General features: G+C 34.5%; 11 protein-coding genes and 1 pseudogene. 3 read left to right on the forward strand and 9 right to left on the reverse strand.

The annotated features are described in order from the left end of the window. The first annotated feature begins 364 nt into the window (after positions 1-364). The gene (locus B7R65_RS10920; RefSeq protein ID WP_088042816.1) at positions 365-733 is read left to right on the forward strand and encodes a DUF2500 domain-containing protein; all 369 of its coding nucleotides are present in this window, start codon (positions 365-367) and stop codon (positions 731-733) included. A gap of 26 nt (positions 734-759) precedes the next feature. Further along, complete coding sequence (locus B7R65_RS10925; protein WP_088042817.1) at positions 760-1,755, forward strand: NAD-dependent epimerase/dehydratase family protein; 996 nt, start codon at positions 760-762, stop codon at positions 1,753-1,755. Between the two features lie 206 nt (positions 1,756-1,961). On the opposite strand, the gene B7R65_RS10930 is transcribed toward B7R65_RS10925, so the two are convergent. From B7R65_RS10930 to B7R65_RS10965, 8 genes are all read right to left on the reverse strand, one after another. After that, positions 1,962-2,651: a helix-turn-helix transcriptional regulator gene (locus B7R65_RS10930; RefSeq protein ID WP_088042865.1), complete on the reverse strand. Its 690-nt coding sequence runs from the start codon at positions 2,649-2,651 to the stop codon at positions 1,962-1,964. Positions 2,652-2,666: 15 nt separating this feature from the next. Then, positions 2,667-3,851 (reverse strand): MalY/PatB family protein, encoded by a 1,185-nt coding sequence (locus tag B7R65_RS10935; protein WP_256941272.1) that lies wholly within the window; start codon positions 3,849-3,851, stop codon positions 2,667-2,669. A 284-nt stretch (positions 3,852-4,135) separates the two neighbouring features. Further along, on the reverse strand, positions 4,136-4,360 hold the full coding sequence (locus B7R65_RS10940; protein ID WP_306298463.1) for a hypothetical protein: 225 nt from the start codon (positions 4,358-4,360) through the stop codon (positions 4,136-4,138). Next, on the reverse strand, positions 4,357-4,680 hold the full coding sequence (locus B7R65_RS10945; protein WP_088042819.1) for a YbjQ family protein: 324 nt from the start codon (positions 4,678-4,680) through the stop codon (positions 4,357-4,359). Before B7R65_RS10945 ends, B7R65_RS10940 begins: the two co-directional genes overlap by 4 nt. A gap of 158 nt (positions 4,681-4,838) precedes the next feature. After that, complete coding sequence (locus B7R65_RS10950) at positions 4,839-5,918, reverse strand: NAD(P)H-dependent flavin oxidoreductase (protein ID WP_088042820.1); 1,080 nt, start codon at positions 5,916-5,918, stop codon at positions 4,839-4,841. Positions 5,919-6,046: 128 nt separating this feature from the next. Continuing rightward, positions 6,047-6,490, reverse strand: a complete 444-nt coding sequence (locus tag B7R65_RS10955; protein ID WP_179194838.1) for an NUDIX hydrolase — start codon at positions 6,488-6,490, stop codon at positions 6,047-6,049. Between the two features lie 218 nt (positions 6,491-6,708). Beyond that, the gene (gene mgsA / locus B7R65_RS10960; RefSeq protein WP_088042822.1) at positions 6,709-7,125 is read right to left on the reverse strand and encodes a methylglyoxal synthase; all 417 of its coding nucleotides are present in this window, start codon (positions 7,123-7,125) and stop codon (positions 6,709-6,711) included. A gap of 123 nt (positions 7,126-7,248) precedes the next feature. Continuing rightward, positions 7,249-7,872: an MBL fold metallo-hydrolase gene (locus B7R65_RS10965; protein WP_142288237.1), complete on the reverse strand. Its 624-nt coding sequence runs from the start codon at positions 7,870-7,872 to the stop codon at positions 7,249-7,251. Positions 7,873-8,507: 635 nt separating this feature from the next. On the opposite strand from B7R65_RS10965, the gene B7R65_RS21905 reads away from it, so the two are divergent. Then, complete coding sequence (locus B7R65_RS21905) at positions 8,508-12,695, forward strand: S8 family serine peptidase (RefSeq protein WP_179194839.1); 4,188 nt, start codon at positions 8,508-8,510, stop codon at positions 12,693-12,695. Positions 12,696-12,842: 147 nt separating this feature from the next. Here B7R65_RS21905 and B7R65_RS10975 read toward each other — a convergent pair. Continuing rightward, positions 12,843-13,303: pseudogene (locus B7R65_RS10975) on the reverse strand (SRPBCC family protein). Positions 13,304-13,399 lie beyond the last annotated feature (96 nt).

Genomic DNA, 13,399 nt, shown 5'->3' on the forward strand with positions numbered 1-13,399 from the left:
GGTCAAAAAGGTAGGCAAGCTAACACAAGGACGTCCTGCCGTAACGCCTACATGACCCACATCGTGTGAGCATAGGAGGCTATAGCAGCATGACCCACGGAAAGCGAACATCCTGAAATGAAAATCTACGAAACTCCATAATTAGTAGCATTGGGGTATTTGAATACCACTAAAAAATCAGAAAAATTTTACTAAAAAAGATCATTATCTTTATCACTTAAACTAATATTTTATATAGTGACTGTTACACTGTCGTACTTGCTACCTTTGTAATAAATTATTTTCTACTTTATTGTATTGATTTAATTTCTAAAACTTTAATAAACTAATAGAAAGCCATAAATATAAATAGGAGGCATAAATAATGAATGCATTAAATACTGGTTTCGATTTTTTTAAGATTATAGCTCTTATTTTTCCAGTTATTTTTATCTTTGTTTTTGCAAGTATCTTCTTCGTTCTGATTAAAGGCTTAAAACAGTGGAACTACAATAATAAACAACCTCAATTGACTGTCTCTGCAAAAGTTGTAACAAGGAGAACAAATATTAGCAATCATAATACTAGTAATCAAATTAGCCATTCCTCCACTACCTACTATGTTACCTTCGAAGTTGAATCTGGAGACAGAATGGAGTTGCAAGTTAGTGGTTTGCAATATGGACAGATCGTTGAAAATGATTTAGGAAAATTAACTTTCCAGGGAACAAGGTTTTTAAAATTCGAACGTTAATCCGTTGAAATTATGGGGTGAGATGATTGAAGGTATTTGTAAGTGGAGCAACTGGTTTTTTAGGAAAACATACAGTTAAAAGATTAAGTGAAATCGGTTATACTGTGTTAGCGTTTGGACGAAACGAAAATTCAGCTCAGTTTTTTAAATCAATGGAAAATGTCTACTTCATTAAAGGTGACTTAAACGATATTCATTTGTTAGATCAACATATAAAAGATGTTGACTATGTAATTCATTGTGCCGCGCTTGCGGCACCATACGGGGAATATGATTTATTTTTCAAAACCAATGTTGATGGGACAAGCAATATTGTTAATGCCTCTCTTAAAACAAATTTAAAAAAATTCATCTATCTTTCTACTCCAAGTGTATATTTCGCGAATGAAAGTCGCACAAATGTAAGGGAAAGTGATCCTCTACCTGAGAGACACACAAATTTTTATGCAAAAACGAAACATTTGGCTGATTTAATTGTTCATCAAGCGACAGCAAATGGTCTTCCGGCAATTTCGTTAAGACCTAGACAAATATTTGGTCCCTTCGATAACACGATCTTTGGAAGACTCATTGAAACAAACCTAACACGAGGTATTCCTCTTGTGAAAAATGGACAAATTCTCATGGATTTTACGTATATCGACAATGTTGTAGATGTTATTGTTAGTTGTATGAATGCGGATAATCAATATATCGGAGAATTTTATAATATAACAAATGGTCAGCCAATTTATTTAATTGATGCGCTTAAGCAATTATTTTTAGCACTTAATGAGGATCTTCAAACGAAAGCAATTTCTCCTCAATTACTAGCATTACTATCTACAAGCTCTGAGCTAATTGCCAAATTTACTCGTAAACCACCATTTATTTCAAAGCATGTTGCAAGCTTTCTAAGTTATGATTACACGCTAAATATTGATAAGATCAAGAATGACTTACATTTTGATCCGAAAATTTCTATAGCTGAAGGAATTAATCGATATGCGAATTGGTATTTAAAAAATAGTAGGCCAAAATAAGCAAAAGCAGATTAATTTACAATAGATATTATTTTTTTTCAATTGATACGGCACTTAAACCTGGCGTCCAAGCACCAATTGATGCTCCATATACAAGAGCTTACATAAAATACCCCCGTATACTTATACGGGGGTATTCTGACATTCAAACTCGGAAGACATTGTCTACAAGTCGACCCATTCATTTACCTATAAAGGTTTATTCATTATTTCACTTTACTTAAATAACGATAGACAGTAGCTTCTGATACTTTTAGTTTATTTGCTAATTCACTAACGCCACCTTTTAAAAGGAATAGTCCAGCTTCGTTTAAAGTTCGAACAACATTTAGCTTTTCGTCTATTGAAAGTCTTTCAGGGGATAAATCATATTCATTAAGTACTTTCGAAATCATATTTTCAAGCACATCTTCCACTGTTTCATGTAGGCTTTCAAACACATCTGTATTATGTGACTGTAATGGTTTTTGAGTATCATTTTGAAATCCGGTCATAATAAAATCATCTAAATATGATTTAACGTCTTCAAAAACAGTCACATCTACATTTACACATAGGACACCTATTATATTTCCATCTTCATTTTTAATAAAATAACTTGAAGAACGGCATGTTCTGTCACCTTTCACACTTGCTTTATAGTTAGAGATGAAATCTACATCTTTATAAGCCCCTTCTTGCATAACCTTTAATACTAAATCTGTAATCGGCCCACCGACTTTACGTCCACTAATTCCACCATTCTCTATAGCAACAATCGAATTTTCAGGGTTGGTTAAATCATGAAGAACAACTTCGCAGTTTTTTCCCATTATTGATGCAATAAATTTAACCATTGGAATATATGCATTTAATAAATGATTCGAACATTGATCTGATTCAATTGTATAATTCATTCCAACCTCACTCATTTATGCATTTACCTTTAGATTTCTAACCGCTTTATCTAATCTCGACATAGCTTCTTCAAGCGTTTTGCGAGTACATGCATAATTTAATCTCATAAAACCTTCACCATCGGAACCGAAAACTCGACCATCATTTAAGCCTAATTTAGCGTCTTTTATTAAGAAGTTATTTAATTCATCTCCAATTAAGCCTAATTCTCTAAAGTCTAACCAGCCAAGATAGGTCGCCTCTGTTAGCTTCATTTTCACTTCTGGAATATGTTTACTTAAATAGTCATTAATATACTCTGCATTGCCTTTTAAATGAATAAGTAATTCATCCAACCACTCATCGCCTTCATTATAAGCAGCAATGACAGCTTCAATACCAAAAATATTTAAGTTTTCCAAACTCGCACGAAGAATCGCATGAGTAAACTCAGTCATTAAATTTTTATTCGGAATGACAGCTAATGACGAAAATAAACCTGCTATATTAAATGTTTTACTAGGTGACATAAACGTAATACTCATATTAGCAGCATCTTCACTTAATGAATAAAAAGGAGTGTGTGTTCCCTTTTCATAAACTAAATCTGCATGAATCTCATCTGCAATGATAATAATATTATGTTTTTTGCAAATAGCTGTTAATGCTAATAGTTCTTCCTTTGTCCAAACTCTACCAACTGGATTAGCTGGACTACATAGTATTAACATTTTTGTTTTGCTTGTAATTTTCTTTTCTAAATCATCTAAATCCATATAGTAATATCCATCTTGCTCAACCAAGGGGTTTTCGACTAAGTTTCTACCATTATTTTTAATTGTACTGAAAAACGGATAATAAACTGGCGGTTGAATAATAACTTCATCTCCGACTTTTGAAAATGACTCAATAGCCAAATTTAAAGCGGGCACTACTCCAGGTACAGTCGTTAACCAATCACGTTCTATTGTTGTATTAAATCTCTTATCTGCCCAATTAATAGCTGATTCAAAAAATTCTTCAGGAATATGTCCATAACCATAAATTGGATGCTGAGCTCTTTTCGTTAATGCATTTACAATCGCAGGTGCACAAGCTAAATCCATGTCTGCAATCCATAAAGGTAATACTTCCGTACATCCAAATTCTTTATCGATTGAATCCCACTTTGTACTATTTGTTTTTAGCCTACAAATTTCTTCATTAAAGTTAAATTTCACGTTCAATCCCCCATCCATTTTTCTATCTATTTTTATTTTATCTGAAAACTTAGCTAATGATAAGAATTTTTTATCACAATGATAAATTTTTATCTTAAAAATATTTTCTCATAATTTATTTAATAAAATACCTAATTAATTTAACAAAATAAAAAGACCACAAATTTGTGATCTTTGTTATCCTCATTCGTTTTCATGATGTATTCATAATATTTTTTGTATTGAACATGGAGATTTGTATATTCCCACTCAATGATGTTCGCTTTCCATTTGGAAAGGGTAAATTAGAGCTTTTTATAAAAACGTTCACCGGTGTCTTGATTATAATAAACTCTTGTTTTCTCACCTGTGACAGGATCAAGATTTACTTCATTTGTTGGCTTAAACCCTGCAGGAATTTCCACACCATGATTCCGATTAAACCGTTTGTCATAGATAAAGTATCCAAGCGAAATACAAATCATAACAGCTAAAATTTGGATACCGTATATTATGGCAATTACTGTCACGATAATTCCTCTATAACAACTGCTGTTCCATATGCTACTATTTCCGACATGTTTTGGCCAATTTCGCCTGAGTCGTAACGCATCATGATAATTGCATTTGCATTCATTTCATTTGCGTTTTTTATCATTCGGTCTAATGCTTCTTTTCTCGCATCCTCAAGCATAGCAGTGTATTGCTTGATTTCTCCACCTACAAGACTTTTCAAACCTGCCAGAATATCCCCACCAAGTCCTCTACTTCGTACAATTATCCCAAAAACCGGGCCTTTTACCTCGACTACTTTATAACCTTCTATTTTTTCTGTTGTTACAACTAACATGTTCATCATCCTTACTTCTTATTTTTAATCTATTACTGCTCTACTCTGTTTTTAAATTCCGTACATGGATGTGACATTCCACTTGTCCGTCTAAAATTCCTTCTTTCACTGGAACACTCTTTGAGTAATTTATTAAGTAGACTACAAACGATACCTATTTATATTGGTTGAAAAATATTTTGAGCTTCTGCAATCATCTTATTAAATAACGTTTTTACAGTTTGATTCTCAGCTAATCTTGGGCTTTGACCGGACCAAAGTGACATGAATTCTTGATTATTTTGTAGTGCAGAAGCTTTTCTAATAGATTGAGTGAGTGCATTTTGAACTGGAAAATCCGGTATAGAAGATTCATGTTTTTGCATCTCTAAAATAAATTTATTATTAATTCCTCTTGCCAATTTTCCAGAAAATGCACGAGTTAAGACTATTTGGTCTTCTTTTGCATTAAGAACAGATTCTTTATGCACCTGATGGGCACCACTTTCAACACAAGTTAAAAAAGCTGTACCCATTTGTACACCCTGAGCACCTAAACATATTGAAGCCATTAAACCTCGCCCATCCATTATACCTCCAGCAGCAATGACTGGAATGTTTACTTCATCAACAACTTGTGGAACAAGTGACATTAGCCCTATTAGGCTCTCAGGAGATCCATTTAAAAAGTTCCCACGATGCCCACCAGCCTCACTTCCTTGAACGACGACTATATCCATTCCTCTTTCTTCATTTTCAACTGCTTCTTCAACGTTAGTAGCTGTACCTATCAGGATGACGTTATTTCTTTTTAATTCAGCTACGACTTCGATAGAAGGAATACCAAATGTAAAAGTGCAAATAGGTACTTTTTCTTCTAATACTACTTTAATTTGCTCATTAAACGTTTTAACTACATCATTCGATTTTGGAATTTCCAATCTATCCTCAACTTGTAGATTCAATTGATCACGAATAGGCTGTAATAATTGGCTAGCTGCTTCAATTTCATGATCCATATTATTAAAATTATTGGGAACGAATAGATTTATCCCGAAATGGTTAGATGTTAACTGTTTAATTTCTCTGATTTGTTCACGTATTTGAATAGGAGTCATATAGCCTGCACCAATCGTTCCAAGCCCTCCAGAATTCGAAACCTCCGCTACTAATTTCGAAGTTGTTATTCCACCAGCCATTGGAGCTTGTATTATCGGATAGCCAATTTTCAAGAGATCTGTCATTTCATTATGCAACATAAATATCACCTCGATTATTTGTACCTATATACAGATACTTCAAACAAATTAAGCGCCGCCGAAGCTAGTACATTTGCTGTTACTAATGCGAGCAATAATAAACTATTCTATTATTACTTTCAGATTTCCTATTCAAGAACATCTTGAATAATATCAATATCAAAATTACGTTGGGATCGAACATCCTTGATGATTTTCTTAATTGATTTACCGTTCCAAAGTTTCGTTTCATCCATTTTTAACACATCATTAAAAGTAAACCAATCAGCATTGATAATTTCTAATCCATCGAAATGCAATTCTCCACTTACAATTTCGCTAACATAGTTAAATCTAACTAAGTGATTGCCAATTTGACTAATAAAATTATAAATTCCGGTTAAATTTAAGACATTAACATCATAACCTGTTTCCTCTTTGGCTTCCCTTTTAACTGCTTCTACTATGTTTTCTCCAGGTTCAATTCCTCCAGAAGGTATATTCCAAAGTCCAAAATTATCTTTTTTTCCTTCCTGAATCATTAAAACCCTATCATCTTTTAATATTACTGTGCTAACTATTGCTGTTGCCATAACACACCCCATATTTCGTTAAAATAAGTTTTAGTAGTTCACTAAATACGTAAAGACAACAAAATCTAGTTATTGATGATATTTTACACGAAAGGTTCGCTCAGAACATAAAAAAATGAGTTCCCGTAGCAACTCATCTAGTCCTAATAAGGAATTTCTATTAAATTTATCACTTTCCAATAAATTTAATGTTCAGCTTGTCTAATAGAAACATATAATCATCTCTGTTCATTTTGCTTTTCATGAACAATATTTCTCCATTTTAGATCTCCACGCTCTAAACCATGAATCAGTATTTCTGCTGTTCCCATATTGGTAGCCAATGGAATTGAATAAACATCACATAAGCGGATTAAGGCCAAAATATCTGGTTCATGCGGCTGCGATGTAAGCGGATCACGAAAGAAGAAAACGATATCCATTAAATTTTGTGCGATCAAAGCTCCTATCTCTTGATCTCCACCAAGAGGACCTGATTTAAACCTATGTAACTCTAAATTTGTATTTTCCATTATTCTTGTACCTGTTGTACCAGTAGAAAATAATTCGTGCTTAGACAAGATTACTTCATATGCTTTAGCAAAGTTTACCATATCGTTTTTCTTACCATCATGCGCAATAAATGCAATTTTCAATATAAACATTCCTTTCAATATTTAATACTAAGATAAAAAACACACATTGCATCACCTATTTTAATCAAAAGGCACTATGCAATTCCTATGTAGACAATCAAGTTGATATACAATTAGTCGAGCTCAAATATTTTGTTTATAGTTATTTCCTACTTCTATTAAATCAGTAACAAAATCTTTTATATTGCCTACCAGTACTCCACCATGACCAGTACACATTGCACTTGGATCAATGGAATTAAATCCATTTAAACCGCTGAGAAATACATTTAAGTTCTCTTTTTTCACTCCACCATTACGTAAATACTCTATCCATTCGCTTCTAAGTTCATTCCCTTCTGATTCTAATCCATCTTTTGAAAGTGGATCACAAAAAAAGCATAAGAAATCACCTGTAAACAATACTTTTGATGAACGGTGATAAAAAGCTACAGATCCTGGGGTATGGTACCCAACTAAAATGCATTCAAAATCCTTTCTTATTTCATGATCTGATAATTGATACTTAAAATGCGTCGGATCTGCTATTTCCATGCTATTTTCCTCATTTGGGTGAATAAACTTCTTAGCATTTTTAAAAATAGTTGAACCTTGTATATGATCCTCATGACCATGGGTTGCTAAAACAAGCCTAACATCACTTGGTGATTTTCCTAATTTATGTAATGCTTCTTCAAGAATAATTGAATGCTCCATTTTACAAGAGTCTATTAGAGTAACTCCTTCTTCTTCAGAATAAAATAACAATTATTATAAGAATTCCAATTTGAATCCCCATATCACTAAAACATACACATTATCCCTAACATTTTCGATTAAACTTTCCATATTCATACCCCCATGACAAAAGAAATCCCAAAATATTTATCTTTAAATAGCTATTTTCTATTATTCGACATTAATTTTTTAATCCCTTGTGTATCTGATATGAACGAAACTATCAACAGTAAAAAATGTATGTAAAAAGATCTAGTTTGCTCCCCTTCGAATAATACCTCTTACCATAGACCATGTTCACACCTCTCAGTTCAAATCCCGATACCACTAACTTACTCCCAAATTAATCCAAACTTTCAATAGATTAACAACATACGAAATATCTATTATTGGTTTAGCTTAACCTATCCCCTTCTCTTTAGTAGATACGGAATGGGAAAAAAAACCTAAAAACCCCAACTCATTTTGTTGTATTCGCACCTTTTTGGAAAATCGAGTGAAAATAACATCAATTTTACAGAAGAAATTAGGTTGAAAGTCATTCTGGAAACCCCCTTTGAAATCTACTAGCAAGATATTTAACATGATTATTAAGATAATTTTCCGAAAATTAAGAAATGAAATATTATCGGAGCTTTATATCAAACTATGAAAAGAGGGAAACTATGAAAAATGAACAACGTCGATGGTTTAACAAAGCAATAAAAGCCTCAACTCCTATCGCTCTATCATTAGGGCTACTTCTTCCGTCCATGCAAACTGGCTTGACGAATGCATCTGCCAAAACAAATCAATCGAATGCAGAAAAAATTCTAGCGTCCTTAACTGATGAACAACGGGCAGCCCTAAACAAATCTGAGGCAAAGGAGAATTATGGACTTCAAGGGTTTGATGAGAAAGAGCTAAAGGAGAACAGAGATATTTCAGTCATTGTTCAGTTTAAATCGAAACCTGGACAAGCTGCAGTCCTTGATGCTGCTTTGGATGGAAAATCGTTAACAAGAGATGTAGCACGAAGCAAAGTCGACCAAGAGCATTCAACGTTCCAAAATGATCTCAAACAAATCTTCCCTGCAAACAATAGTATGCAACGATCGCTTCCATCCACTGGAAAAGGTTTAAATATAGTAGAAACGCCTTACCAAATCAAGCGTTCCTTTAAAACTTCCTATAATGGAGTTTCCATGACGCTACCAGCAAACCAAGTTGAATCACTTATGCAGTCAGATGTTGTACAAGCAATTTACAAAGATACTACATTTACAATTGAGCCACCTTCCATTGCAAAATCTAAAGGAAAACCAGGTGAATCAGATAAACCAGAGTCAACTGTGACTGGGGATGCTGTTTCATTCTTAGGAGTGGACAAGCTACATAAAGAAGGCATTACTGGCAAGGGAGTCAAAGTAGCGGTCATCGATACAGGGATTGACTACAATCATCCTGATCTCAAAGATGCCTATAAAGGCGGATATGATTTTGTAAATAATGACAATGATCCGATGGAAACAACCTATGAAGATTGGAAAAAATCTGGAGGACCTGAATTTGCTGGCAATGGTTCTGCCTATTACACTTCACATGGAACACATGTATCAGGTACAATCGCTTCTCAAGCGATAAATAACAGTGAGGTTTCCGTCAAAGGAATTGCCCCAGATGCTGATCTATATGTATACAAAGTACTTGGTCCTTATGGTTCTGGTACTTCCGCCAATATTATTGCTGCTATCGATCAAGCTGTCGTTTCTGGAATGGATGTCATGAATCTTTCATTAGGTGCTACTCTTAATGATCCATATTTTCCAACTAGTACTGCAATTAACTATGCCGTTTTAAGTGGTGTAACCGCAGTGATAGCAGCTGGAAACTCTGGACCTGGATTCTATTCCTTAGGATCTCCTGGAGCAGCAGCACTAGCACTTACTGTTGGAGCGAGTGATATTTCGATGCCAATTACGACCATGAAAGGCAACGTAATATCTGGACCATCGATTGATCTACAAACGATGGCCAGAAGTTTTTCTGATAATCTCACTACATTCAAAGGAAAAAGTTTTGAAATGGTTGACGTTGATTTAGGTGGAGATGCCGACTACACCAATAAAGATGTGACAGGCAAAATCGCATTAGTTGAACGTGGTACCTACGCACTGGCAGATAAAATTAAGTTTGCAAAAAAACATGGGGCCAGTGCCGTTCTCCTCTATAACAATGTAGAAGGACATATTGGAGCTTATCTTGGGGAGGCAAATGATTATATCCCTACCTTCTCTGTAACACAACAAGATGGACAATCATTAAAGGCACAAGTAGCAGCAGGTAACAAAAAATTCACTTTTACTGATGTAACTGTTACTGAAACAGAGGGAGACAAGTTAGCAGATTTTAGCTCACGTGGTCCTACATTAAGCACATTTGATGTAAAACCAGAAGTTGTCGCGCCAGGTGTAAGTATTCTCTCCACTGTACCAGCTTATATTACTAACTCAGTTACACCTACTGATTATTCAGGTGCCTATGCTCGAATGAGTGGCACGTCTATGGCAACACCAAATGTAGCAGGTATAGCAGCCTTAATGTTACAAGCAAATCCAAATCTACAACCTGATGATATCAAAACTTTATTAATGAATACCGCGGATCCACTAAATGGGGACTACCTTCCGTATGAACAAGGAGCAGGACGAGTCGATCCAAATGAAGCGATTCATCCAAGAATGGAAGTTCAAGTTCAAGATGAAACTCTTATACCTTATGGGGAAGAAATGGTCACCATAGAAGAACAAACTGGCGGTATCAGCTTTGGTGAGCTTTATACAGGCGAAGATCATTCGATTAATAAACCAGTTACATTGCAAAACTTTGAAAAAGAAAATAAAACGTTTATCGCAAATGTTCATTTTCAATTAATAAAAGGAGGCTCAGATCCAAAGGCTAATGGAGTGAAATTAGCCATCAATCCGGTAATTCAAGTAAAGAAAAACGAAACTAAAAGTGTAAATGTAGCACTCACCCTACCGAAAACAGCAAAAGAAGGCGTTTATACTGGTTATATTATCCTATCTAACCAAAAAGATAAAAACGAGAAATATCGTATTCCATTTAGTGTTAAAACGATAGAGGAAGGTTTTTATGGGTTTGCAGTCAATAAAGCCTCGACTACCCTAGAATATAGAATTTCTCAAACGGAACCGATGGGAATGGCCTCTGGTAGCGTTTCACCTACATTAACTTTTAATATGAAAACACCCATGAAAAAAATGGACATCGTTTGGCAAGATGGAAAAACCGGTCAAGATCTTGGTTTTGCTACATCATTGGATCTATCCAAAATGAACACAAATACGTATATTATTTGCATCCTCACCATTCTTGGCAGTTATTATCCATTTACAGGTGATCCAGATCATCCGATTTCTGCTATTGCCGAAAACGCAAAACCAGGTTATTACAAGTTAAAGCTGATTTCGACCAGTGCGACAGGTAAAACTTTTATCGACTATGTAGATACTTATGTGGATATCGAACAACCGGAAGTTACAACTTCATTAGATCAAGAATCACCATTTCACGAATACAAACCTGGACAAGAAACGTATCCTTTTTCGATGCAAATTACTGATCCACAGGTGAAGGAAATGCAAGATGCCGGGATGGAAGTAGATTTATCCGATACCTCTTTTCAATATGCTATACATACTTCACCACTATCCCAAATTATTAATATGGATAAAGATGGTAAGTTTTCTGAAGACATTGTGATGCATCCAGAAATACCTGCTTTAAGTTTCTCGATAAAAGGAAGAGATGTTGCTGTAAATAGTCCAGTAGATAAAAACTATTATTTTATTAAAGAGGGTACACCAAACGCATATATCACTAGCCCAATAAAAGAAGTAACGATGGGTGATACCGTAAAGGCAACTCTGAAATTAGATAATATTTCATCCCTATCATCTGCTAGTTGGACTTTCGGAAATCTAGATAAAAACTTTGAGATTGTCGATGCCAAACCAAATGCAGAGTTAAGTCAATATGGAGAAGCAAAAGTGACGCTTACGAATTCAGGTACTCCAACTGTACAATTGGAACTGCCATCAACGACTCAAATACAAGACAAAGTGGCTGCGGTCGATCTTACTTTAAAAGTGAAAGATTCTGCCTTTAGTACTTCTGTCAAACTAGATCCTACTGTCTCTATTTCCAACACTGAAGGAACTAGTAATTTAATTAAAGCAGGATATACTTGGGGGTTATTATCTTCTTTCTCTGAGCTAGAAGGCCCGCTTACTGCCGAAGGTTTTTTAAATCCAGGCACTACGAATAAGTATAAAAATGTTGACTGGCCAAACTCAGGTGCATCCATCAAACTAACTCAATCGAATGGTAACATATTTGATATTACGCCAACTTTAGTGAAGGATGTCAATCGTTTTGCTATCTCTAAATTACCATTGACTGGCGACTTATGGTCCTATGAATTTACTTTACCAGGACACTTTATGGTCAAAATTCCGATGATGTCCGGTTTTGAATATAAAGGGACTCTTTATGGTCAAGAAAAGATCCTTATAAGTAATTACTTTATTAAAAAGGCAGTTGCAGGAGATGTGAATAAAGACCAAGTGATTGATATCAAAGATGCACTGGAGATTCAAAAAACATGGGGAAGCGATACTCGTGCAGCAGATATTAACTGGGATGGAAAAGTTGATGCGACAGATCTCAAGTTTGTCCAAAATAACTATCTCAAAGTAAATCCATTTGTGAACAATACACCATCTCCAGTAGATCAAATGAATGGAAAAAAACTCGAAGATATTCTAAAGGAATTAGGCATCACTTCATAAAATCTTACTACTAAATAATTAATATAAAACTACGCTAAGTAAACTATGAAAATGAAAAGGCGATTTTTCCGATACTAAAGGAAAATCGCCTTTTTTAACCATCAAATATTGAATAATACTAGTTTTTATCCTTACAGTCCATTATTCTCAAAAACCTATATTCTCTGCAATCTTTTTCAGTTCTTTAGCACGGGAAACAATAAAAGCTCTCATGTACTTTTCCAAAAACAACTTATCAATTAGTACACCAAGTGGACCGAACGGAGACTTGTATTGAAATGTATCTTTCATTAAAGTTCCACCCTCTGCTTCGACAAACTGATGGGTATGAGTAAAGGAATGGAATGCCCCCTTCGTCATAATATCTACGAATTGATTTGGCTTTTCCATTAAAATTACCTTTGCTGTCAGCTTTTGTTTAATACCAATGTGAACTGCTTCCCAAGTAATTGAATCCCCCTGCTCTAGTAGCCCTCTTCTGTTACACCTCCAATTGCTCTTTCTTTTGTTTGGGAGGTCGTTAGAGTATGAATTTCCACGTTCCTAGCAAGATCAAAACATACTTCAATTGGTGCTTTAATGAATTGTTGATGTTCAATAAGAGGCATTATTTTTTCTCCTTTATTAAGGAATGTTTAGTATCACCATTATATTTCATTGATTCGAATATTACTTACATTTATAAATCACTATTTACAATAAAA

This window comes from Bacillus sp. EAC (genome assembly GCF_002156875.1).
Lineage (GTDB): Bacteria > Bacillota > Bacilli > Bacillales > Bacillaceae_G > Gottfriedia.

Excerpts from the sequence above, each read along its gene's own strand:
- B7R65_RS10920 (WP_088042816.1), top strand. The coding sequence starts at position 365 with ATGAATGCATTAAATACTGGTTTCGATTTTTTTAAGATTATAGCTCTT.
- B7R65_RS10930 (WP_088042865.1), bottom strand. The coding sequence starts at position 2,651 with ATGAATTATACAATTGAATCAGATCAATGTTCGAATCATTTATTAAAT.
- B7R65_RS10945 (WP_088042819.1), bottom strand. The coding sequence starts at position 4,680 with ATGTTAGTTGTAACAACAGAAAAAATAGAAGGTTATAAAGTAGTCGAG.
- B7R65_RS10950 (WP_088042820.1), bottom strand. The coding sequence starts at position 5,918 with ATGTTGCATAATGAAATGACAGATCTCTTGAAAATTGGCTATCCGATA.
- B7R65_RS10955 (WP_179194838.1), bottom strand. The coding sequence starts at position 6,490 with ATGGCAACAGCAATAGTTAGCACAGTAATATTAAAAGATGATAGGGTT.
- B7R65_RS21905 (WP_179194839.1), top strand. The coding sequence starts at position 8,508 with ATGAAAAATGAACAACGTCGATGGTTTAACAAAGCAATAAAAGCCTCA.